The sequence below is a fragment of the Flavobacterium caseinilyticum genome (assembly GCF_004349085.1).
GTDB classification, from domain to species: domain Bacteria; phylum Bacteroidota; class Bacteroidia; order Flavobacteriales; family Flavobacteriaceae; genus Flavobacterium; species Flavobacterium caseinilyticum.
The window spans coordinates 147,358-171,680 of sequence record NZ_SMFM01000005.1; the positions used below are offsets into that span (position 1 = coordinate 147,358).

The 24,323-nt window shown below is 34.1% G+C and carries 24 protein-coding genes; 18 read left to right on the forward strand and 6 right to left on the reverse strand.

What is annotated here, in order from left to right:
• Positions 1-22 precede the first annotated feature (22 nt).
• The 5 genes from serC (at position 23) to E0F89_RS11715 (ending at position 3,693) form a co-directional block, all read left to right on the forward strand.
• The gene (gene serC / locus E0F89_RS11695; RefSeq protein WP_131909959.1) at positions 23-1,093 is read left to right on the forward strand and encodes a 3-phosphoserine/phosphohydroxythreonine transaminase; all 1,071 of its coding nucleotides are present in this window, start codon (positions 23-25) and stop codon (positions 1,091-1,093) included.
• A gap of 114 nt (positions 1,094-1,207) precedes the next feature.
• Positions 1,208-2,158, forward strand: coding sequence for a D-2-hydroxyacid dehydrogenase (locus tag E0F89_RS11700; RefSeq protein ID WP_131909960.1), 951 nt, complete (start codon positions 1,208-1,210; stop codon positions 2,156-2,158).
• A 95-nt stretch (positions 2,159-2,253) separates the two neighbouring features.
• Complete coding sequence (locus tag E0F89_RS11705) at positions 2,254-2,817, forward strand: hypothetical protein (RefSeq protein ID WP_131909961.1); 564 nt, start codon at positions 2,254-2,256, stop codon at positions 2,815-2,817.
• 109 nt (positions 2,818-2,926) lie between these two features.
• Positions 2,927-3,358 (forward strand): DUF6146 family protein, encoded by a 432-nt coding sequence (locus tag E0F89_RS11710; protein ID WP_131909962.1) that lies wholly within the window; start codon positions 2,927-2,929, stop codon positions 3,356-3,358.
• A gap of 32 nt (positions 3,359-3,390) precedes the next feature.
• Positions 3,391-3,693, forward strand: coding sequence for a DUF6787 family protein (locus E0F89_RS11715; protein ID WP_131909963.1), 303 nt, complete (start codon positions 3,391-3,393; stop codon positions 3,691-3,693).
• A gap of 12 nt (positions 3,694-3,705) precedes the next feature.
• Here E0F89_RS11715 and E0F89_RS11720 read toward each other — a convergent pair whose 3' ends face one another.
• Together E0F89_RS11720 and msrA are read right to left on the reverse strand one after the other, a co-directional pair.
• A complete protein-coding gene (locus tag E0F89_RS11720; RefSeq protein WP_243699512.1) occupies positions 3,706-4,029 on the reverse strand; it encodes a hypothetical protein in 324 nt (107 codons plus the stop codon).
• Between the two features lie 23 nt (positions 4,030-4,052).
• The gene (gene msrA, locus E0F89_RS11725) at positions 4,053-4,601 is read right to left on the reverse strand and encodes a peptide-methionine (S)-S-oxide reductase MsrA (protein ID WP_131910053.1); all 549 of its coding nucleotides are present in this window, start codon (positions 4,599-4,601) and stop codon (positions 4,053-4,055) included.
• A gap of 246 nt (positions 4,602-4,847) precedes the next feature.
• On the opposite strand from msrA, the gene E0F89_RS11730 reads away from it, so the two are divergent.
• The 8 genes from E0F89_RS11730 (at position 4,848) to E0F89_RS11765 (ending at position 14,975) form a co-directional block, all read left to right on the forward strand.
• Positions 4,848-5,522, forward strand: a complete 675-nt coding sequence (locus E0F89_RS11730; protein ID WP_131909964.1) for an ABC transporter ATP-binding protein — start codon at positions 4,848-4,850, stop codon at positions 5,520-5,522.
• 137 nt (positions 5,523-5,659) lie between these two features.
• Positions 5,660-6,424 (forward strand): TIGR02757 family protein, encoded by a 765-nt coding sequence (locus tag E0F89_RS11735; RefSeq protein ID WP_131909965.1) that lies wholly within the window; start codon positions 5,660-5,662, stop codon positions 6,422-6,424.
• Between the two features lie 508 nt (positions 6,425-6,932).
• Positions 6,933-7,301, forward strand: coding sequence for a response regulator (locus E0F89_RS11740; protein WP_131909966.1), 369 nt, complete (start codon positions 6,933-6,935; stop codon positions 7,299-7,301).
• Positions 7,302-7,330: 29 nt separating this feature from the next.
• Positions 7,331-8,434, forward strand: coding sequence for a HEAT repeat domain-containing protein (locus E0F89_RS11745; RefSeq protein ID WP_131909967.1), 1,104 nt, complete (start codon positions 7,331-7,333; stop codon positions 8,432-8,434).
• Positions 8,435-8,436: 2 nt separating this feature from the next.
• The gene (locus E0F89_RS11750; protein ID WP_131909968.1) at positions 8,437-9,867 is read left to right on the forward strand and encodes a glycosyltransferase family 2 protein; all 1,431 of its coding nucleotides are present in this window, start codon (positions 8,437-8,439) and stop codon (positions 9,865-9,867) included.
• Positions 9,868-9,887: 20 nt separating this feature from the next.
• Entirely contained in the window at positions 9,888-12,278 is a 2,391-nt protein-coding gene (locus E0F89_RS11755; protein ID WP_131909969.1) for an LTA synthase family protein, read from the forward strand.
• Positions 12,275-13,540, forward strand: a complete 1,266-nt coding sequence (locus E0F89_RS11760; protein ID WP_131909970.1) for a YaiO family outer membrane beta-barrel protein — start codon at positions 12,275-12,277, stop codon at positions 13,538-13,540. The genes E0F89_RS11755 and E0F89_RS11760 overlap by 4 nt, the downstream gene beginning before the upstream one ends.
• Before the next feature lie 82 nt (positions 13,541-13,622).
• Complete coding sequence (locus tag E0F89_RS11765) at positions 13,623-14,975, forward strand: DEAD/DEAH box helicase (protein WP_131909971.1); 1,353 nt, start codon at positions 13,623-13,625, stop codon at positions 14,973-14,975.
• Positions 14,976-15,126: 151 nt separating this feature from the next.
• Here E0F89_RS11765 and E0F89_RS11770 read toward each other — a convergent pair whose 3' ends face one another.
• Positions 15,127-16,239, reverse strand: a complete 1,113-nt coding sequence (locus E0F89_RS11770; protein ID WP_131909972.1) for a lactonase family protein — start codon at positions 16,237-16,239, stop codon at positions 15,127-15,129.
• A gap of 182 nt (positions 16,240-16,421) precedes the next feature.
• Between E0F89_RS11770 and E0F89_RS11775 the strand changes: the two genes are divergently transcribed.
• The 4 genes from E0F89_RS11775 (at position 16,422) to E0F89_RS11790 (ending at position 20,701) form a co-directional block, all read left to right on the forward strand.
• Entirely contained in the window at positions 16,422-18,350 is a 1,929-nt protein-coding gene (locus E0F89_RS11775; RefSeq protein WP_131909973.1) for a BatA domain-containing protein, read from the forward strand.
• A 107-nt stretch (positions 18,351-18,457) separates the two neighbouring features.
• Positions 18,458-19,711, forward strand: coding sequence for a dihydroorotase (locus tag E0F89_RS11780; RefSeq protein ID WP_131909974.1), 1,254 nt, complete (start codon positions 18,458-18,460; stop codon positions 19,709-19,711).
• A 4-nt stretch (positions 19,712-19,715) separates the two neighbouring features.
• A complete protein-coding gene (locus E0F89_RS11785; RefSeq protein WP_131909975.1) occupies positions 19,716-20,048 on the forward strand; it encodes a hypothetical protein in 333 nt (110 codons plus the stop codon).
• A gap of 5 nt (positions 20,049-20,053) precedes the next feature.
• Entirely contained in the window at positions 20,054-20,701 is a 648-nt protein-coding gene (locus tag E0F89_RS11790; protein ID WP_131910054.1) for an alpha/beta hydrolase, read from the forward strand.
• Between the two features lie 60 nt (positions 20,702-20,761).
• On the opposite strand, the gene E0F89_RS11795 is transcribed toward E0F89_RS11790, so the two are convergent.
• A complete protein-coding gene (locus E0F89_RS11795) occupies positions 20,762-21,262 on the reverse strand; it encodes a hypothetical protein (RefSeq protein ID WP_131909976.1) in 501 nt (166 codons plus the stop codon).
• An 11-nt stretch (positions 21,263-21,273) separates the two neighbouring features.
• Positions 21,274-22,038, reverse strand: coding sequence for an MBL fold metallo-hydrolase (locus tag E0F89_RS11800; RefSeq protein ID WP_131909977.1), 765 nt, complete (start codon positions 22,036-22,038; stop codon positions 21,274-21,276).
• A gap of 94 nt (positions 22,039-22,132) precedes the next feature.
• Here E0F89_RS11800 and E0F89_RS11805 point away from each other — a divergent pair, with 94 nt between their 5' ends.
• Entirely contained in the window at positions 22,133-23,593 is a 1,461-nt protein-coding gene (locus E0F89_RS11805; protein WP_131909978.1) for a TonB-dependent receptor, read from the forward strand.
• 217 nt (positions 23,594-23,810) lie between these two features.
• On the opposite strand, the gene bcp is transcribed toward E0F89_RS11805, so the two are convergent.
• On the reverse strand, positions 23,811-24,263 hold the full coding sequence (bcp, locus tag E0F89_RS11810) for a thioredoxin-dependent thiol peroxidase (RefSeq protein WP_131909979.1): 453 nt from the start codon (positions 24,261-24,263) through the stop codon (positions 23,811-23,813).
• Between the last annotated feature and the right edge of the window lie 60 nt (positions 24,264-24,323).

Here is a 24,323-nt window from a genome sequence, read left to right on the forward strand (position 1 = left end):
TTTTTTGGACATAAACTACACCATGAAAAAACACAACTACAGCGCAGGACCTTGTATTTTACCGCAAGAAGTTTTTGAAAAATCAGCACAAGCAATTTTAAATTTTAACGATTCCGGGTTATCGCTTTTAGAAATTTCGCACAGAAGCAAAGACTTCGTTGCCGTTATGGAAGAAGCAAGAGCCATCGTTCTGGAACTTTTAGGACTTGAAGGCAAAGGATATCAAGCTTTATTTCTTGCTGGCGGAGCGAGTTTAGAATTTATTATGGCTCCTTATAACTTGATGAAAGAAGGCGGAAAAGCGGCTTATCTGGATACAGGAACTTGGGCAGCAGCAGCTATAAAAGAAGCCAAACTTTTTGGAGACACAGTTGTTGTCGCTACCTCAAAAGAGCAAAATTACAATCATATCCCAAAAGGATATACTGTTCCTTCAGATGCTGATTATTTCCATTGCACAAGTAACAACACTATTTTTGGTACACAGATGAAGGAATTCCCGTCAGTTGATATGCCACTTGTATGTGATATGAGTTCTGATATATTTTCAAGAGAATTGGATTTTTCTAAATTTGATTTGATTTATGCCGGAGCACAAAAAAATATGGGACCCGCAGGAACTACACTGATTGTTGTAAAAGAAGAAATTTTAGGTAAAAATGGCAGAATAATCCCGAGCATGTTGGATTACGCCAAACATATCAAAGCAGAAAGTATGTACAATACGCCACCTGTTTTCCCTATTTACGCGTCTTTATTGACTTTACAATGGTTGAAAAACCTTGGTGGAATTGCTGCTATTGAAAAAATAAACAATGCCAAAGCGGCATTGCTTTATGGGGAAATAGACAGAAACCCGTTATTCAAAGGAGCTGCAGCTGTTGAAGACCGTTCAAATATGAATGCTACGTTCTTATTAAATGATGAAGCACATGCTGCAACATTTGATGCGATGTGGAAAGCAGTAGGAATTTCAGGTTTGCCTGGACACCGTTCAGTAGGTGGTTACAGAGCCTCTATGTACAATGCGCTTCCGCTGGAAAGCGTTCAGGTATTAGTAGATGTTATGCAGGCTTTGGAAAAAGCAATTTAAAAATTAAAATATTGAATGATTTAAAGATTTGAAAAATCAATTTTTAATCAATCACTACATTAAACAACATAGATTGAATCTTTAAATTTTTCAATCATTAAATATAAAATACAAATGAAAGTATTAGCCAATGACGGAATTTCTAAAAGTGGAATTCTAGCTTTAGAAAAAGGTGGATTTGAAGTTATAACTACAAAAGTAGCGCAGGAACAAGTGGCTAATTTTGTCAATGAAAATAATGTAAGCGTGGTATTGGTAAGAAGTGCGACTAAAGTTCGTAAAGATATCATTGACGCTTGCCCAGGATTGAAGATTATAGGTCGTGGTGGTGTAGGGATGGATAATATTGATGTGGATTATGCTAAAAGCAAAGGAATTCATGTAATCAACACTCCGGCTTCGTCCTCAGAATCGGTGGCAGAATTAGTTTTTGCACACTTATTTTCTGGTGTTCGTTTCTTGCATGATTCGAACAGAAATATGCCGCTTGAAGGCGATACTAACTTTGATGGCTTGAAGAAAGCCTACGCAAACGGAATCGAATTAAGAGGAAAAACACTGGGAATCGTTGGAATAGGCCGTATTGGTCAGGCTACTGCTAAAATGGCGTTAGGATTGGGAATGAAAGTAATTGCTGCCGATAGTTTTATCCCTCAAGTTGATGTTAAAGTGGAATTTTTTGACGGACAATCGATCACAACTACAATAGTTTCACAATCTTTGGAATCTTTATTTAAGGAAGCTGATTTCATTACGTTACACGTTCCTGCTCAAAATGGTTACATCATTGGCGAGAAAGAACTTGCTATCATGAAAGATGGTGTGGGAATTGTAAACTGTGCTCGCGGCGGAGTTATTGATGAAGTAGCATTAGTAAAAGCATTAGACAGCGGAAAAGTTTCATTTGCAGGATTAGACGTTTTTGAAAACGAACCAACGCCTGAAATGGCTATTTTGATGAATCATAAAATCTCGTTGACTCCACACATTGGTGCTGCAACTGGAGAAGCACAAGATAGAATTGGTACTGAATTAGCTTCACAAATTATTAGTATATTAGGCTAGGTTCTAAATGTTAAAAAATACAAGGGGATTTATTAAAAAATTTAATAAATCCTTCTTTTTGTATTAAATTTGATATGCAACCAAAATCAAGTAAAATGTTTGAACAATTAATTCAATTAACAAAGCAGTTTGGATATCAATCTGTTGTTACAAACAGCAATATACCGAATGAGCAAAACGAGGCTGTAATCAACGAAACGACCAGCTCTATTTTTTCAGGACTGCAAAAAATCGCTTCAGAAGGTGCATTTGACCAGTTAGCCAGTTTATTTCAGGGAAATAATGCTCAGGATACTTCCAATCCTGTTGTTCAAAAATTAATACAACAGCTTTCTGGAAATTTGGGCGAAAAATTCGGATTAGCTGAAGGAACTGCTACTGGTGTGGCAGGAAATATAATTCCTAAAATATTAGGTTCTCTAATTGGAAAAGCAAAAGATCCTAATGATTCCAGTTTTCAAATTTCAGATGTCATTGCCGCTATTGCTGGTAATTCAGGACAAAATTCTAGTATCATGGATGCAATATCTAAATATGGAGTCCAATTTGGATTAGATAAAGATTCAGATGGAAAAGTAGATGCCTGTGAGGTTATTGACATGGTTACAAAAAATAGTGGAGGTCTGGGTGGTTTGTTAGGTAAACTTTTTGGTAAATAACAATCGAGTTACCTAAACGAAATATTCTACTTTTAGAAGGAACATTTTTTACACGAGACAACTATCGATAATTTTTTGTTTTTGAAACTTTATAATTCATTTTATTATCATGAAAAATAGTTATTATATCATCATCCTTTTTTGCGCTTTATTTGGCTGCAACACTTCTAAATCTTATCTGCCACCTGTTGAAAAATCAATTACTTCTACAAGTGATACAATTAGAATTGCCAATGATGCGCTCGAATATGAAGTGATTATTATTGATCCGGGTTTTAATTCTTGGTTGGCTTCGAGAGCCTATCCTCGAGGATACCATTCTCAGTCTTTTTTGGAAAATAAAAACCAGATGTACGTTCGTGAGTGGAATAATCGAGTGCTGCAACCGCAACGTTATGACCCTAATCTTTATGAAATGACAATCAATTATGACCGCGGCACGGATTACGGTTATGAAGTAAATTATTTAATATACAATTACATGATTTATTTTCAGAATACCTATAATCAAAAACTTTTTGGTTTTGTCCCCATACGATAATGCCACTGTATGTGTAATAATTATGAATAAAAATGAATAAACTAAAAGAACGTTGGGGAATTGATTCTAATTTCCAACTTGCCCTAATATTTATTGTTTTTGCAATTACCGGTTCGGCATCCGCATGGTTGTCGAAACCATTTAGTATCTGGCTTGGAATTACAAAAGAAGATTTAGGCTATTGGTTTACTCCTGTCCGATTAATTCTGATTTTTCCAATTTATCAGGTACTTTTGGTGTTGATCGGTTTTATTTTTGGACAGTTCACATTTTTTTGGGCTTTCGAAAAAAAAATGCTGAAACGCATGGGACTCGGATTTTTTTTTAAAGAATAAAAAATGCCTCGATTACGAGGCATTTTTGTTTTTTATTACATAATTATAAATCCAGGTTAGCGTAAAAGTTGGAATAAAATCTGAAAAAGGTAAAATTTCTTCCACAAAACTAATTACTCCCGCTACTCGACCAAGGGTGCCTTTATACATCCAAGTCATTAAAAAACCGGCTAAAGGAGCCCAAATCACATCTGAAAATTCACCGATAAAAGGAACAGCAAACGAAAGCATTCCAATGGCATCAAATAGAATTCCTAACACCAGATTTCTGGTTTTGTTATTTACTTCACTAACGGACAATTGTTCTGTCATAGTATTTAGATTATTATTTTCCATAATACTTACAAATCTAATGCCAACTATTTTTTGAGTTTATCCTGATATAATTTTTTTAATTTATCTATTTTAGGAGTAATCACATAACTGCAATATCCCTGCGTTTTATTCTGGTTGTAGTAGTTTTGATGATACTCCTCTGCTACATAAAACTTCACTGCTGGAGAAACTTTAGTAACAATTGGTTTTCCAAACGTATTTTCAGTCGCCATCAAAGCCATGTAGTCTTCGGATAATTGTTTCTGAAAAGGATTGTGATAAAAAATTTCGCTTCTATATTGTGTCCCAATATCATTCCCCTGACGGTTTAATGTTGTAGGATCGTGCGTAGCAAAAAATATTTCCAGCAGCTCCCCAAAACTAATTTTATTGGGATCAAATGTAATTTCAATTGCTTCAGCGTGACCAGTTTCACCAGTACCGATTTCCTGGTACGTAGGATTCACCGTGCTTCCCCCTATATATCCTGAAACCACTTTACTGACACCGTCCAGTTGTAAAAAAACTGCTTCCGTACACCAAAAACAACCTCCTGCAAAGGTTGCTACTTCCATTCCGTTTTGTATTTCCATATTTTTTGTTTCTATACTTTTGGGCAAAGTAATATTCTTTTCTTTTGCACATGATGAAAAAGGCAACAGCGCCAAAAAAACCCCAATTATTTTTTTCATTATTTACGATTTAAATTCAAATTTATTCATTAAATCGGAGCGCGTATTCCCTATTAACTAAAGTTTATAGTTTGTCAAAGCAAAATAACCGGTGATGCATTTAAAAATCATTAAAATCTTTGTTTCTTTGCCAAAAACAGTTCCACGATGATACAAGCCAAAAATTTACATAAATATTACGATCAACTACATGTGTTGAAAGGCGTTGATTTACATATACAAAAAGGCGAAATTGTCTCTATTGTTGGTGCTTCAGGTGCCGGGAAAACAACCCTTTTACAAATTCTTGGTACTTTAGACAAGCCTAATCAATCCATAAATTCAGAGAATCTGTTAGAACTTAAAATAAATGGTCAAGACATTCTATCCATGAACGACAAAATATTGTCTAAATTCAGGAACTTAAATTTAGGCTTTATTTTTCAGTTCCATCAATTATTACCGGAATTTACAGCACTTGAAAATGTTTGCATCCCTGCTTTTATTGCCAATAAATCCAGACAGGAAACTGAAATTGAAGCGAAAAAACTCCTTACTTATCTTGGTCTTTCCCATCGTTTAAATCATAAACCTAATGAGCTTTCGGGCGGAGAACAGCAGCGCGTGGCCGTTGCAAGAGCATTAATCAATAAACCCGCTATTATTTTTGCCGATGAACCATCGGGAAATCTAGATACAGCGTCTGCTGAAAACCTGCATCAATTGTTTTTTAAACTGCGAGATGAAATGGGACAAACTTTTGTGATTGTGACACATAATGAAGAATTGGCTAATATGGCCGATCGGAAATTAGTAATGGTTGATGGTTTAATTAGTAATTAGGAGCTATTTCAAGATATCCAATCTATCTTTTTATTTTAAACAAAAAATAAAAAGGATGTCGCTTCTATCTAGGCAATAAGTTGCAAGAACAGGCTGTACTTCCTGAAATAAATTAGTATTCTTATTCATCATCAAAAATGAATCTATTAGAGCTTCAAGATTTCCTCGACGAAAAGGTCGAATTTTACAACACTCCTGACTTCATAGAGAGTGATCCGGTCCAGATTCCTCATCTATTTTCACTGAAGGAAGATATTGAAATTGCCGGATTTCTCAGCGCGATTATTGCTTGGGGAAATAGAAAAATGATCCTTAAAAACTCTCATAAAATGATCCATTTAATGGGTAATGCACCATATGATTTCGTAATGTCACATACTGAAACTGATTTGGAACGCCTGGAGTTTTTTGTTCATAGAACTTTCAACGGGCAGGATTTTATCAGTTTTATCAGATGTCTAAAAAACATCTATCAAAACCATAATGGGTTAGAAAGCGTATATGCAAAGAACCAGGAAATAGGAACTATGCAAAAAAGCATTCACGAATTTAAGAAAATATTCTTTGAAATTCCGCATCAGTACAGGACACAAAAACATATATCGGATCCTTTGAATAATTCAGCTGCCAAACGAATAAATATGTTTCTGCGCTGGATGGTACGACAAGACAACAAAGGCGTGGATTTAGGAATTTGGAAAAGTATTTCTCCATCATCTTTATCCTGTCCTTTGGATGTGCATTCCGGAAATGTAGCACGAAAATTAGGATTGCTGACACGAAATCAAAATGATGCAAAAGCCGTAGCCGAACTCGATTCGAAACTTCGTGAATTTGACCCAATTGATCCTGTAAAATATGATTTTGCATTGTTTGGATTAGGAGTTTTTGAAAGATTTTAAAGCTATTGTTGTTGATCATAAACGACTAAAAAAGAGTGTTTAATTACCTGATTTTATAGTGAAATCAATTAAATTTAATTAGTTTTACCGCTATATTTAAAAAAAAAAAATGCCAATGTTATAACTTTACATATAGAATGAATTTAACCTTGCCCCATTTTATTCATTTTATTCTACTTTTTTTATTCGTTTCCCATTTGATTTTAATTATATCTATAATTATACATCGTTTGGAATACGAATCATGCAAGTCAAGAATAAAATCATCAAAAACTGAAACAATTGTTTTTTTAACAGCTGTTTTGTTCTCCTCTTTAGATGAGCTTGGTATTAAACGTGATACCGATACATTCAAGAAAGAAATCCCTTTTGAAAAAAAATGAAGGATGTTAAATCGCAATGATAAAGCAATTTAGTGCCGAAAAGTAACTGAATCGTTGTGAAGAGCTTCACCGCTTTTGGAAAAAAGATTATTAAACGTGGTAGAAGTAACAAAAACAAAATTATAATGAGCGATGCTAAAAAAATTGTTTTGGCTGAAGATAATTCTATTCTATTATTATTGCTGAAATTCCAATTGGAAAAAGAAGGGTATAAACTCTTAATTGCAGTGAACGGAAAGGAAGCGGTCGACTTGATAGAAGCACATAATCCAGATCTGATTTTAACTGATATTATGATGCCTTTTATTAGTGGATTAGAAGTCATTAGCCATGTAAGGAATAAGTTAAATCTAAAAACTCCGATCATCGTTTTTTCGTCAGCCGGACAAGAGGAAATGGTCCTTAAAGCGTTTGATTTGGGAGCTACCGATTTTATGAGTAAACCTTTAAGCCCTAATGAACTCGTTATTCGAATAAAAAAATTATTTCGTTAGTATTTAACCTACTGCCCCAGGGAAACAATATGAATGAAACCTACTATTTTATTGAATACTTTAAACAATCTCCACCTATAATTCAGGTGGCATGGATTTTTAGTGCCGTTTTTAGTGTATTTATAATTCCTTTAATCATTTACCTAAATTATTTACGATGGCATTTGAGAAAAAATGAAATAGTGGTGGCTAAATATCAAGCAGAATACGAACAAGCTCTTGTACATTATTTGTATTCTGGAAATGAAGAGGAAGAAATCAGCTCAGAACAACAATTAATCATTGATAAATTAAAAAAATGCATTCTTACTCCTTTTAAAAGAAAGATTGTCATCTCAACTTTACTGAAGTTAAAAAATGAAATATCCGGAGAAGTGGCTCAATCTATAGAAAAACTATATTGCCAAAGCGGACTCATTGATTACACATTACCCAAACTGACAAGTAAAAAATGGTATACTCTTGCTAAAGGAATTAGAGAACTCAGACAATTTCAGGTAAAAGAAGCGCATGATCAGGTTGCAAAACATATCAACCATCCGAGAAGACAAGTGCGTAAAGAAATGCAATTGTACATGGTTAATCTTTTTTATTTCGAGGGTTTAGATTTTCTGAATGTTTTAAAAACTCCTTTATCAGAGTGGGATCAGATTCAGTTATTGGAAGTACTGCAACGATTCGATAATCAAAAAATTCCTAATATTACCTCTTGGCTGAATTCCTCCAATGATTCCGTTGTGGTATTCGTATTAAAACTGGCGAAAATCTACAATCAATTTGAGCAAAAAGAAGTCCTGATTGATATGCTCAATCATAAAAACAAAGATATAGTCGTAGAAGTGATTTCAGTACTGTGCCATCTGGAAGTTTTTGAAGCCAAAGAAGTGTTGAAAAATACTTTTGAGCAACGAACTCAGGAAGAACAAATTGCCATTTTTAAATTGATGGAAAATTTATATGAAATTAATGACGAACCTTTTTTACTGGATTATATATATCATGAAAACTTCGAAATTAAGGTATCGGCCCTAAAGATTTTGAAATCAATAAATAGCTACAAGTTCAACTTTCTGAAGTCAAGCTCCTCCGAATCTGAATTTTTACAAATTGCTCATTTTATAGAAAATAATTAGTTATGGACAAAAGCACGGAGATCATTTTAATATCGATCATTCATTATTTATTTTTTGTTTACACCATAGCAGCAATAGGATCTTATATCATATTAGCCTTCATTTCTGCAATTGAGACCAAAGAATATATGAGGAAAAATAGCTTTGTGAACTACAAAGAAATACTAGCTTCGACTATTTCCCCTTCGATCTCGATCATTGCTCCGGCATATAATGAGAGCTTAAATATTGTCGAAAATGTGCGCTCGTTACTCTCTAGCTATTATGTGAATTATGATGTCATTATAGTTAACGACGGAAGTACCGATAATAGTTTGGAACAATTAATTGAAGCCTATGATCTAATCCCGGTAGAGTACCTTATCAATGAACAAATTCTGACAAAACCATTAAGAAATGGCGTTTTTAAATCAACGAATCCTGCGTTTGAAAAACTGATAGTGGTTGATAAAGAAAACGGAGGAAAAGCAGATGCACTGAATCTTGGCCTCAATATCAGTACTCACAAATATGTTGCCTGCATAGATGTCGATTGTTTGTTACTGGAAGAATCCCTTCAAAAAATGATAAAACCATTTCTTGAAGCGACTGATGCCAAAGTAATCGCGGCAGGAGGAGTAATTCGGATTTCGAATTCTTGCCTGGTTAAAGGAGGTAAATTACATGATGTAAATTTTCCTTCTAAATGGCTCGAAAAGGGACAAATTTTGGAATATTTAAGAGCCTTTTTACTGGGACGAATGGCGTGGAGCAGGCTTAATGGTTTGTTGGTAATTTCTGGTGCGTTTGGATTGTTCGATAAAAAAATAGCCATTAAAGTGGGCGGTTATGACACCAAAACCGTAGGAGAAGATATGGAAATTGTGGTGCGAATGCGCGGCTACATGGAAGAACAAAACATTAAATATAAAGTCGCTTATATCCCTGACCCTCTTTGCTGGACGGAGGCTCCGGACAATTACAAGACTTTTATTTCACAAAGAAACAGATGGACTCGCGGCACCATTGAAACCTTGCGAAGACATCGCAAAATAGGATTTAATCCAAAATACAATTCGCTGGGACTGTTAAGTTATCCCTACTGGTTTTTTTTCGAAAGAATGGCACCAATTATCGAAGTTGCCGGTATCATTTATTTTGGAATCCTAATTGCACTGAACCACATCCGATGGGATTATTCTTTGGCCTTTATTCTTTTGGCCTATCTGTTTACGGTTCTATTTTCTATCGTGGCAATCATTACTGAAGAGCTTACATATCACCAATACAAAAAGAAAGGAACAGGGAAACATCTGGTAATGATTGCTTTCTTAGAACCTTTTGTAAATCACCCTTTTATTTTATATGCGGCTATTAGAGGAAACATAGATTATTATTTCAATAAAAATAAAAAATGGGGAGCTATGACACGTAAAGGAATGAATAAAGCATAAAACTATAAAATTACCGCTAGATGAAAATGAAATTTACTTATAAAAACTATTTAGAATACATTTACGCAACTGTTTCATTGACAATTGTTTTTTGCCTTTTAAGCTTGATTGAAGTATTCAAAAATTTTGAGATACTACTGTTTACTTATAAATTATTAAATGATATTTTTACTGGATTATTAATAGGATTGCTCTTTTTTCCCTTGTATTTAGCATTGAAATATTTAAAGAACTCTTTGGGAATAATCGTCATCAGAGTCCTATTTTCTGTTATTGCACTCATCCAACTTGGTTTAATAGGATACAGCCTAACCACACATACCAATCTTGGAGCTGATCTTTTGGGATATTCGTTGAGTGATATGTATATCACGGTAACGGCCTCTTTATCATTATCAATCTTGCTATTTTTGCCTTTTATAATTCTACCGCTTGTATATCTTGGATTGATTTGGTTATTCCAATCTTTTGGACATAAGATCAACACTATAATTATTGTTGTAGTTATAATTTTTTTTGGAGGTATCAATTTAATTATGGCTAGTAGCATTAAACCAGTTTCTCAAAATAAATTAAATTTTTTAATTAGCGACATTATACGCAGCGAAAATGATAAGACATCGTCTAGCAAGGGCATCACTACTTTTAAGAAAGAATTCCCTTTAGAACAATCCGCTGAAAACACAAAAGATGTTCTTTCCCCATTTTTCAACATTCAAAAAGAAAAGCCAAATGTGGTTTTTATTATAATTGAAGGGTTGGGAAGTGATTTTACTGATGATGGTGAATACAAAGGGTTTACTCCCTACCTCGACGCATTGACTACGAAATCGCTGTATTGGGAAAATTTCGTTAGTAATGCTGGAAGAACATTTGGCGCACTGCCCTCGCTATTGGGTTCGTTACCTTTTGGAGAAGATGGCTTTATGGAATTGAACCCATTACCCAAACATAATTCGCTAATCAGTATTCTAAAAGAAAACGGATATACAACCAGTTACTACTCTGGCGATGAATCATCATTTGACAAAAAAAGTAATTTCTTAGAATATAATGGAATCGATAAAATCATAGACATTAATAAATTTGGACCTGGATATGAAAAAACAAAGGAGAATTCAGGCGGATTCTCTTGGGGTTTTCCCGATGCTGAGATATACCGAAAGACACTTTCTGAATTAAACAATAAAAAGGAGCCACGATTGGATATCATAATGACACTTACCAATCATGAACCTTTTGATTTTCCTTCCAAAAAAGTTTACCTAGAAAAAGTAGAACGAATTTTAAATACCAAATCGTCTTTTGAGCAAAATAAAATGAAGGAATATAAAGATATTTTGGCCTGCGTTTTATATACTGATAATTCTCTTCAAAGTTTTATGGAAGCGTACTCCAAAAGAGCAGATTATGCCAATACCATATTTATAATTACGGGAGATCATAGGTTAATTCCAGTTCCTCAAAAAGACAATTTATCCCGTTTTCATGTCCCGTTATATATTTACAGCCCAATGTTAAAGAAAACGGCAAAATTCAAATCCATTTCTTCACATACTGATGTAGCGCCAAGTTTAGTTTCTTTTTTAACGAATAACTACCAATTCAATAAAATAGAAAAAACCACTTGGCTAGGTCAAGGATTGGATACAGTAAGACATTTTAGAAATATCCACAACATTCCATTGATGCGATATAAGGGAAGTATTAATGATTACATCTACAAAGATTTTTATTATTCGGATGGAAATCTTTTCAAAATTGATGAAGACTTCAATATTAGTGAAGCCGATGATGACATGAGGGAAACCATAACCGGCTCCTTTAATGACTTCAAAAAATTAAACTCCTACTTAACCACCAAAAATAAAATAACCAAAGTTGCTTCCAGCTTTATAAAACCTGTTTATGCATTTACACCTGCGCAACTTTCGACCATAAAAAAATTAACAAAAGGACTCGATCGCGATCAAATTTTCTTTCTTGCCAGAGATTTGGCCTTTAAAAAAGAGCGTGAAAATGCAAGATTATTATGCAATTATGTTTTGAATGATCTTCCTAATTATGGCGATGTCAGAACTTTGAAAGGAAGAACATTGGCATGGGATGGCGACTATAAAAATGCAGAAAAGGAGTTGCTTGAAGTCATAAGCAGAACACCCTTTTATGGGGACTCATACTTAGCATTAATGGATGTGTATTGGTGGTCAGGGAAGAACAAAAAAGCAGTCGAAATAGGTAAAAAGGCACTACAAAATCAGATAGTTGATTCGGAATTGGGATATAAATTGGCTCAAGCCTACAACAGAATGAGCAATTTTAAAGCTTCGAATACTACGATTGACAGTCTTTTACTTGTACATCCTGAAAATAAAGAATACTCAAATTTTAAAAAATCCTTAAAAAAATGATTTCAAAAATAGTTATTAAAATCACCTATATAATTGCATTCTTAAGTGTATTTCAAATGTCTGGACAAGAAATTAAATACAACGGAGATCCAGACGCTTCTTTCGAGAAAGCCCGATACTTAGCCTTTAATCAGCAACGTAAACAAGCCCAGGATACCTTATTATTTATTTTAACTAAATATCCTGATTATCATGATATTCGCTCCTTTTTGGCCAGCACTTACTCGTGGGATGGCGATTATAAAAAAGCAAGAAAAGAATTTGATTATATTTTAAAAAAAGAAAAAGAGGACAGAAACATTTGGATGGCCGCCATCAAAAATGAAATTTGGGCTGACATGCCTTATGTTGCTCTTGAAATGACTGACACCGCTTTAAAAACAATTCCTAATGATCCAGAGCTTTTGTACTTGAAGGCCAGCGCACAAGAAAAGACAAATAATCCATTAGAAGCATTGAGCACACTTGACGCCGTACTGAAAGAAAACCCGAATGATCAGAACGCCAAAGAATACAAAGCGAGCTTAAAAAATAGTTTGAGCCAAAATACAATTGGTCTTACCTCTTCCTTGGATATTTATTCTGATGTTTTTGATCCGATGCAATATTACGGCCTCAGCTACAGACGGTTAACTAAATACGGAAGTGTCATCGGCAAGGTAAATTTCAACAGACGATTCAATGAAAATGGGTTGCAGTACGAAATCGATTTATACCCTAAGATTGCAAATGGACTTTATGGTTACGTAAATGTTGGCTTGTCAAAATCGTTTCTATTCCCGGATATCAGGTTTGGTGCAGAATTGTATAAATCTTTACCAAAAAGCTTTGAAGTTTCGTTAGGACTGCGAACTCTAAAATACAGTACGACAACCAATATATATACTGGATCGTTGGGTTGGTACACCGGAAACAGTTATTTAGCTTTCCGTCCCTATTTCACTCCGGGAGAAACAGGTACCAGCAAATCGGGTACGGTTACCTACCGAAAATACCGCAGTGATGCCGAGAATTTTTTAGGGGTATCGCTTAGTGTGGGTTACTCACCGGAAATTAATCAATTCAACATCAACCAAGATGCGTCAGAATTCGTTGATTTAAAGGCACAACGAATTAATTTTTCTTATTTTTTTACTTCTTCCAATAAACAAAACGCATGGGGAACGCAATTCGGTGTTGCACACCAGGAAATAATCTTTGATCAAGGGAATTACTTTTGGATTTACTCCGTTGGGTTATCATGGGACTTGAAATTCAAGTAAAAACAAAATAAAGAGATTCTCCAATTCTTTGATTTTGGAGCATTACTTTCAAAAAGACTATCTTTGCAAAAAATTTAAGCAAATGACTACTTTTGAGCAATTCAACCTTCCTAAATCCGTACAAAAAGCGATAGACGATTTAGGATTTACTACGCCTACTCCGATTCAGGAAAAAACTTTTTCTGTGATAATGTCAGGCAGAGATATGATGGGAATCGCTCAGACGGGTACCGGTAAAACATTTGCTTACCTATTGCCTTTGTTGAAATTATATAAATTCACACCTGGACATACCCCAAAAATAGTAATTCTGGTTCCTACTCGCGAACTTGTAGTGCAAGTTGTGGAAGAAGTTGAAAAATTGACGAAATACATGTCGGTTCGAACTATTGGAATTTTTGGTGGTGTCAATATCAACACACAAAAGAAAGCAGTTTACGCAGGTTGCGACATATTAGTGGGAACTCCAGGAAGAATCATGGATTTAACGCTGGATAACGTCATTCGTTTTGAGGAAATGCAGAAATTGGTGATTGATGAATTTGATGAAATGCTGAATTTAGGTTTCCGTACTCAATTGACATCTATTTTGGCCATGATGCCAAAAAAACGTCAAAACATCCTGTTTTCGGCAACGATGACAGAGGAAGTAGATGCTATTTTGAATGACTATTTTGATTATCCGGAAGAAGTTACGCTTTCGGCATCAGGTACTCCGTTAGAAAATATCAAACAAATTAGCTATAAAGTTCCCAATTTCAATACTAAAATAAACCTTCTAAAGTATCTATTGGAAAACAACGAAGACATGAGTCGTGTTCTGGTATTTGTAAATAACAAAAAAATCTCCGACATGGTTCACGAACGAATCGAAGAAGATTTTGAAGGAGAATTTGGAGTAATTCACTCTAATAAATCACAAAATTATCGTTTGAGTACGATGGCTTCGTTTCAAGAAGGGAATTTACGCGGTTTGATTACTACTGACATTATGGCTAGAGGTCTGGATATTTCAAATATTACTCATGTTGTCAATTTCGAAATGCCTGAAATGCCTGAATTGTACATGCACAGAATTGGTAGAACAGGTCGTGCAGATGCTACAGGAACCGCAATAAGTCTTATCGCACCTCGTGAAGAAGAATCGAAAGTGGAAGTTGAAGTACTGATGAATATGGAATTGGCAATTGAGCCTTTCCCGGAAACCGTTGAAGTTTCATTGAAATTAATCGAACCTGAAAAAGACAGACAACCGATTAAGTTTATGATGAAAAAACAGAAACTTGACGGAGATGGCGCTTTTCAAGAAAAAAGTAAAAAGAATAAGAAAGTCAACTTAGGTGGTCCTGGTGTCACCAAGAAAAAAACGCACGGCTCTGTAAATAGAAACATGCTGAAAACCCGAGATAAAAAGAGAAAAGATAAGAACAAATAGTGTTCAGTATTCCGTTTTTAGTGTACCGTTTCTAAATCTTCATTTTTTTTCTGAACACCGGAACAAAAGATAAAAACCAATAGTAAAAAAGGGTTGAAAAATGGAAATCATTTTTCAACCCTTTTTTGGGAATTTTATTAAATTTTCAAGTTTAATTCTTTGTAAAAACCAAACAAACCGGAGAACACAAAGTAATTTTCTTACCAGTATCTGTAAGAGCTCCCGTAGTTTTATTCCTTTTAAAAATTACAATATCATTTGTATATTGATGTGCTGCCAAAAGAAAATTACCCGTCGGATCAATCGCAAAATTTCGAGGTCCTTTTCCTAGAGTGCTGCTTTGTCCTTTCAACAGTAATTTTCCGTTTTTTAGAATTTTATAAATTGTGATAGTATTTGCTTGACCACGATTAGAAGCATATAAAAACCTCCCATCCGGCGAAATATGGATATCCGCAGAACTAAATGTTCCTTTGAAATCTTTAGCTAAAATAGTGGTTTCATCGATCTTTTTTAATTTCCCGTTTGAATAACTAAATACGGTTAAAGCTCCATCGAGTTCCTGTAACAGATAAACAAACTTTCCGTTTTTGCTGAACGTTAAATGTCTAGGACCGCTTCCTGATTTCACTGAAATGCTATCTTTTAATACTAATACCGTATTTGCAGCAGCAGGATTATAGGCATATGAGTATACTTTGTCATTCCCTAAATCATTGGCCAAAACGAACTTTTGATCGGGAGAAAAATGAACCATGTGCACATGAGGACCTTCTTGTCTTTGCATGTTAGTTCCTTTTCCATAATGCTGAATCACCTGCTTTGCTTCAGTAAGACCTCCGTCGTTATTTTTTCCAAAAACGGAGATATTTCCACCGGAATAATTGGCAACAATTACATTTTTTTCATCGTTTATAATGTAACAAGGATCTGCGCCTTTGGAACTTTGTTTATTAATTAAGTCAAGCTTTCCGCTTGATGAATTGTAACTAAAAGAACTTACTGTACTTTCAGCACCAGACTCATTTACAGAATACACAAAATTATTGTCTTTTGAAACGGTCAAATAACTTGGATTGACAACCTTTTCCGTTGCGTTTTTAAAACTGAAATTACCTGTTTTTGAATCAAAATCATATACATAAATTCCTTTACTTTCACAGGTTTGGGTGTAGGTTCCAATTAGCAAATTGAATTTGTTTTTTTGTGCCTGCACGTTTGTAAAAATGAAAATGAAAAGAAAAACAACTATCGAATTTTTCATGTTTAAGAATTTTATTAAAAAGCTAAAATACAGAATATAGTGAGATGGAATTTTAAATATTTTTTCATTTGAAAAATAATAACAACTTCAATCAAAACTCAACACAAATTTGTATTTTTGAGTATTCAAATTCAGTGAAATCCATTGAAAATTAAATCCAGTGAAGTAAAATCAACCTCAGAATGCATTTTAAACATCCCGAAATTTTATACTTCCTGTTCTTTTTGATTGTTCCAATTTTGGTTCATTTGTTTCAATTGCGCCGTTTCAAAAAACAATATTTCACCAATGTTCGTTTCTTAAAAGCACTTTCTATACAAACCAGAAAAAGCTCTAAAATCAAGAAATGGCTGCTTCTCGCCTGTCGTTTATTACTATTAACGAGTATTATCATAGCATTTACACAACCTTATTTTGAGTCGAAAGACAGTAAAAATGCCAACAATGAATTATATATCATTTTAGATAATTCTTTTAGTATGCAAGCCAAAGGCAAAAAAGGAGAATTGCTAAAAAGAGCTGTTCAGGAACTACTAGAAGAAACTCCGGAGAACGTGAATTTTTCTTTGCTTACCAATTCCGAGAATTATTGGAACACAGATATTAAATCCGTTCGAAGTGCTTTGCAGAATCTAAAATACAGCGCCACTCCTTTTCAATTAGACAATATAATGGCTAAAATAAAAGCGCATAAATCAGCTTTTAAAAAGGATATTATTATCATTACTGATGCTGTTGGTCTTGATGAAAAACAACTAAAAAATAGTAATACAACTGATTCTCCTTTATTTATAATTCCAAAAGCAGAACAAAAAAACAATGTTTCTATTGATAGCGTTTTCATCAATAAAACATCAGATAATTTTTATGAAATTAATGTCCAAATTTCCGGTTATGGAGATGGTTTTAAGCCGATTCCAATTTCCTTATTTAATGAAAATAAGCTTATTGCGAAGACAATAGTAACTTTAGACACCAATAAAAAAAATCTGAGTTTTACGATTCCGAAACAAGCTTTTCATGGCTATTTTTCTATTGTTGATGCTGGTTTGTCTTATGATAACACCTTGTATTTTAGCATTTCAGAGTCTACGAAAACCAAAGTTATCAGCATTGGAGAACCGGCAAAAAGCAACTTTCTTTCCCGAATTTACACCAGTGAAGAATTCAGTTTTAACAATTATACTTTAAGCGCGTTAGATTACAATAAACTGGAAGAACAGGATGCGATTGTTTTAAATGAATTGGATGAAATTCCGCAAGCTTTGGTGACCACTTTGAAATCTTTTGTGGCAAAAGGCGGCAGTTTAATTGTGATTCCTTCGGCAGGGAGTTCAATTATAAATATGAATTCTTTTTTGTCAAATTTCGGGAATTTGAAATTCAATTCTCTAGAAAACAGAGAAAAGCTAATTACTAAAATCAACTTCAATCATCCTATATTCAGTAGCGTATTTGAAAACAAAGTGACTAATTTTCAGTATCCAAAAACAAAAAGCTCTTTTATATTATCAAGTTCCAGTCCTGCGGCTTTGTCCTATGAGGATCAAAGTGTTTTCTTGACTTCTATAGCAAATTCGACTTCAGCGGTTGCTGTTTTTGCAGCTCCTATCAACATTGAAAATTCAAATTTCCAGCAATCTCCACTAATTGTACCTACGTTTTACAAGATGGCAATGAACAATCAAAACAACAGTGTAAATGCTTTGATAATTGGAAAAAATAATCCGCACTTGACTGAAGTATCGTTAAACAAAGATGCTATTTTGACCGTAAAAGGCTTGGATGAACAATTTATTCCTATTCAACAAATACTGAATAACAAAGTCAAAATAACTTTCAATGATTATCCTGAACACGCAGGAAATTTCAGCATTTTCAATAAAAAAGAATGGATTGAAAACATCAGTTTCAATTACAACAGAACCGAAAGTGATCTGGCTTCAGCCAATGACAATATTCTTTCTGATTATAAAACAATCGAATCAATCCCATCGCTATTTGACACTTTACAAACTGACAGAACTGATAATCAAATTTGGAAATGGTTTGTTATCTTTGCGCTATTATTTGTAATAACCGAAATGGCAATTATACGATTCGTAAAGTAAATAAGGAAGGTCAAAAACTTTAAAAATCAATATAACATGATTACGGTTTAAAGTGTTAATACACCTCGCGAATTACCTATTCCATTAAAAAAAAACATTATCTACATATGAAATTAATCATCAGAGACGCCAAAATTATCGATTCGAAAAGTCCCTTTCATAATAAGACTGCAGATATTTTAATTGTTGATGGTTTTATAAAAAAAATTGGAACATCACTTCCTAATCCCGATAAAGCAGATGAAGTACAACTTGATAATTTGCATGTTTCGCAAGGCTGGTTTGACAGTAGCGTTTCGTTTGGAGAACCAGGTTTTGAAGACCGAGAAACCATATCAAACGGACTCAATGTTGCAGCCAAAAGCGGTTTTACGGCAATAGCTTTACAACCCAACTCCTTCCCTATTATTGACAATCAGTCCCAAGTAAATTTTGTTTTAAACAAAGCACAAGGTTTTGCAACTCAACTGTATCCTATTGGCGCTTTGAGCAAAGAAAGTGCAGGGAAAGATATGGCTGAATTGTATGACATGAAAAAAGCGGGAGCAGTTGCTTTTGGCGATTATAATAAAAGTTTGGATAATGCTAATTTGCTGAAAATAGCATTACAATACGTTCAGGATTTTGATGGATTGGTTCTTGCTTTTTCACAAGACGAAAATATAAAAGGAAACGGAGTAGCGAATGAAGGCATTGTTTCTACCCGATTAGGCTTGAAAGGAATTCCAAATCTTGCTGAAGAATTGCAAATTGCAAGAAATTTATTTCTCTTAGAATATACCGGAGGAAAACTTCACATTCCAACAATTTCTACTAAAAAATCAGTGCAATTAATCAAAGAGGCTAAAGCGAATGGACTGAATGTAACCTGTAGTGTTGCTGTTCATCATTTGGTTTTAACCGATGAAAAACTGGAAGGTTTTGACACTCGTTATAAAGTTTCGCCGCCACTTAGAACTGAAACCGACAGAAAAGCATTGTTAAAAGGAATAAAAGACGGAACTATTGATATGATTACATCCGACCATAACCCGATGGACATCGAGCACAAGAAAATGGAATTTGACGGCGCTAAAAATGGAACAATTGGATTGGAAAGTGCTTTTGGTGCTTTGATGACCGTATTACCATTAGAAACCGTGATAGATAAATTGACCTCCGGAAAAACAACTTTTAGTATCGAAATTGAAACAATTAATGAAGGTTCCAAAGCAAATATTACCTTATTTAATCCAGAACCAAAAGGCATTTTTACAAAATCATCTATTCTTTCAAAATCAAAAAACTCCGCGTTACTGGGGACCGAAATAAATGGAAAAGTATACGGGATTGTAAATCAAGGAAAATTAATTTTAGCATAAAAAAATGATCAATAATAATAATTCTGAGTCCGGAAAAACTGCTGCAATAACCAGTTACATATTAGGAATTGGCGTCTTTATAGCGATGTCGATGAACTCCGAAGACAAAAATGCATTTGCGTCCTTTCACATTCGCCAAGGCCTGGGACTAACTTTAACTTTTATATCACTAGGATTAATCATCAGCAATTTTGACAGCTTAATGATTTCAGCTCCCATGTGGATTTTCGTATTTATTTTGTGGTCTTATGGCATTACCAGCGCCATAAAAGGCGAAACAAAACCGGTTCCTTTATTGGGAACTTATTTTCAAAAATGGCTATCAAACATATCATAATTACAATGAACTTATCCTTAGAATATAAAATACGAGAACCTAAAATAAAATTAGACAAAAATCCACTTATCCTTTTATTACACGGATACGGCAGCAATGAAGAAGATTTATTTTCGTTTGCCGCTGAGCTTCCTGATGAATATTACATCATTTCTGCCAGAGCTCCGTATAACATGCAATATGGCGCTTATGCTTGGTACGCGATAAACTTTGATGCGGATGAAAATAAATTTTCAGATCATCAGCAGGCAATAATTTCAAGAGATTTAATCGCACGCTTTATTGACGAATTAATACAAAAATATCCAATAGATGCTAAGGATGTGACTTTGGTTGGCTTCAGCCAAGGCTCCATTTTGAGTTATGCAATAGCTTTATCACATCCTGATAAAGTGCAACGTGTAGTGGCCTTGAGCGGTTACGTCAGTGAACCTATATTGGAAGAAAATTACTTACGAAACGATTTTACACAACTAAAAGTATTCCATTCACACGGAACTGTAGATCAAGTAATTCCTGTAGAATGGGCCCGAAAAACAAAACCGTTTTTGGATAAATTGGGTATACAATCAGTCTACAAAGAATATCCAATAGGTCATGGAGTGGCTCCGCAAAATTTTTATGACTTTAAAAATTGGCTTCAGGAAAAATAGTTCTAAGTAGTAAGTTGCAGTTTTCAGAACTCAAATTTCCTGAAAACTGCGACTAAATATTTATTTCTGATATAACAAAGATTGATTCACTTCAAATGAAATACTGTCATCAGGATTCACAAAGTATTTTAACAAAACTTCTCCCCAAATTTCACCATCACTATAATCGGCAATAATCCATCTGTGGTTTAGGATTTTCACCTTATTGATAATGAATTTATTCGCTCCTATCTGGTCTTGTCCCGTATAAGGATTTCCTTTCGCGTTGGCATTAAAATCTAGTAATTTTTCGGTAACGAAAGGAATTAATTTTTCGTACTGAATTATTTTTTCTGAATTTCCAGAATCAAAATAATTTTGGGCATTTTCATTTTTATCCAATGAAAAGTATTTTGCATCAACTAACTGATTCGTAACCAGACTTAAACTGTCTCTTAATTTCTTTGTGGTTTTATCGTATCTTTTTTGTTGAAATGTCACTTCTTTACTCAAGAACATATAAGTAAAAATCGTAGAGAGAACCGCCAAAATAGTAAGATAAAGCAATAATGATTGTTTCATTTTAAATAAAATTAAATTGTAATTTCTAAATTATCATAGGCCAGAAACACATTTTCCGGAAGATTTTTTTGAACCTCTTCATGGTACCCCATAATGTGACTGATGTGGGTGAGATACGCTTTTTCTGGCTGCAACAAAGTTATAAAATCTAATGCTTCTTTCAAATTGAAATGTGTATCATGAGGCTCTTCACGTAAAGCATTTATAACCAGTACTTTTAATTTTTTTAGCTTTGCAATTTCGCTGTTTTCAATTGTCTTGACATCAGTTAAATAGGCGAAATTATCAATTCTATAACCAAAAACCTGAAGATTGCCATGCATTACATTTACAGGTATAACTGTTTTGTTACCAATAGAAAATGGCTCATTGTTAATCACCTCAATTGTTTCTACAGAAGGCGCACCAGGATACTTATTTATAGTTTCAAAAACGTAGTCAAAACGTCTTTTTAAATTACTTATAACTCGGTGATGAGCATAAAAAGGCATTTCACCTTGTTTAAAATTAAAGGGTCGAATATCATCAATGCCTGCGGTATGATCTGCATGTTCGTGGGTAAACAAAATTGCATCCACTTTCTTGCAATTTGAAGAAAGCATTTGCTGCCTGAAATCAGGTCCGCAATCGATTACGAAAGAATGATGTCCCCAAGAAATCCAGACAGAAACTCGCAGTCTTTTATCTTTAAAATCAGTACTTTTGCATACGGGATGATTACTGCCAATAACAGGAATCCCTTGTGAGGTGCCAGTTCCTAAAAAATATACTTTCAAATTTCTTGTTTTTATTTACAAAAATAGGGTTAATTCTCTTTCTTTAGAAACCTATTTCACTAACTTTGCGACATATTAGCCATATTAAAAGAAAATGGATACAGAAATAAAATTAAAAGGTGACAAAATCATCGAACAAATCCCTTCGATCAAAGACAAAGCACTTCGTATCAATTTAAATGAAAATATTTACGGAACTTTTGCAGAAATTGGAGCTGGTCAAGAAACTGTAAGACATTTTTTCAGATCAGGCGGTTCATCCGGTACAATCGCAAAAGCAATGTCTGCTTATGACAAAGATTTTAGTGATGCCGTTTATGGTATCGAAGAAGACGGCCGTTATGTAACTGAAAGCCGACTTAAAAAGATGCTCTCTCACGAAGTTAATCTGATTGAGCAACGATTGAGCAGAGAAAAACATCCCAATAAAATGTTTTTTAGTTATGCCAATACTGTGGCTACGATCGATTTTGCTAAGCAATTTAAAGGACATGGGTGGGTTGGAATCAGTTATCAAATTGAGCCAGATGAGGATTATAACGAAATTATAATTCACATTCGATTTAAAGAAACTGATGTGCGATTACAGCAAGAAACACTTGGTATTCTTGGCGTAAACTTAATTTATGGAGCTTACTATAAATACAATGATCCTAAACGATTGTTGCGCTATTTATATGATCATTTAGACAAAGACCAATTAGAAATAGACACGATAAATTTTTCAGGTCCCCGTTTTGCCGATGTTGACAATCGATTGATGAGTTTACAGTTGGTAAAAAATGGAATGACTGATGCGGTAATGTTTAATCCAGAAGGAAAAAACATTCTTCCTGCAGCTATTTTATACAAGAAAAATATTCTTGCTTTCAGAGGTAGTTTTCGTCCTGTTACAAAAGTAAACATGGACATGTATGAGAAATCATTGAAGATGTTCCTGAATGAAAATAAAGTAAATGCCGAAAATACATTGGTGATTTTTGAAATTACATTATCAAACTTGCGTTCAGACGGTGAAATTGATGAAAGAGATTTCATGGATCGAGCTGAATTACTGTGTTCTCTTGGACAAACAGTAATGATTTCAAATTTCCAGGAATATTATAAAGTGGTAGAGTATTTTGCTAATTATACCAAAGCTCGAATGGGATTGGCGATGGGTGTAAATAATTTAGTGGATATTTTTGATGAGAAGTATTACCGCCATTTAAGTGGTGGAATTCTTGAAGCCTTTGGGAAGTTATTTTATCGCGATATGAAAGTTTTCTTGTATCCAATGATGGGAGAAAATGGCGAAATCATCACATCGGAAAACTTAAAAGTACATCCAAGAATGAAGGAATTATACAAATTCTTTAAATTCAACGGAAAAGTAGTTGATATCGATGATTATGACCCTGCGATTCTTGAGGTTTTCTCTCGTGAAGTTCTTAATATGATTAATCATGGAAAACCAGGGTGGGAAACCATGCTTCCGGCAGGTATTGCAGAAATTATCAAGGAGCACCGCCTTTTCGGGTTTGACCCCAATAAAGTCTTGAAAGAAAGCAATTAAGAGGTTGTAGCCAGTATTTAGTTTTTAATGTTCAATTGCTACACCTACTTACCTTTTATATCCATAATGAAATTTAAATTACAAAAAAAAGTCCAAAGCTGCGGTCAATTAAAACCTCAACTTTGGACTTTTTTAATTATTCATAATATGTTTTTCAGTTTTTGTATACTTATTTGCAATTGCTGTAAGTAATCGCTAAAAAGTGAATACTGAACACTTATTTTAATATCTGCGCGGCATGAGCCTTCGTTTTTACATCTGAAATCACATCCTCTATAATTCCTTTTTCATCAATTACAAATGTGGTTCTGTGAATTCCGTCATATTCTTTTCCCATGAATTTCTTGGGTCCCCAAACTCCAAATGCATTGATTACTGATTTATCTTCATCAGCAAGTAATGGAAAAGGAAATTCATACTTGTCTTTAAACTTGGCTTGCGCTTTTTGCGCATCTGCGCTTACGCCTAAAATTTCGTAATTATTAGCTTGAAATCGTTCGAAATTGTCTCTTAAATCACAAGCTTCAGCAGTACATCCTGGCGTATTTGCTTTCGGATAAAAGAAAAGAACTAATTTTTTTCCAGCATAATTAGCTAACTGATGCGTTTTTCCATCTTGATCAAAACTTGAAAAATCGGGCGCTTTGTCTCCTTTTTTTAATGTTGTCATTGGTTATATTTTTTATTTATTTGAATTGAAATTGAATTTTGCTATTGCCGTTGAAATAGT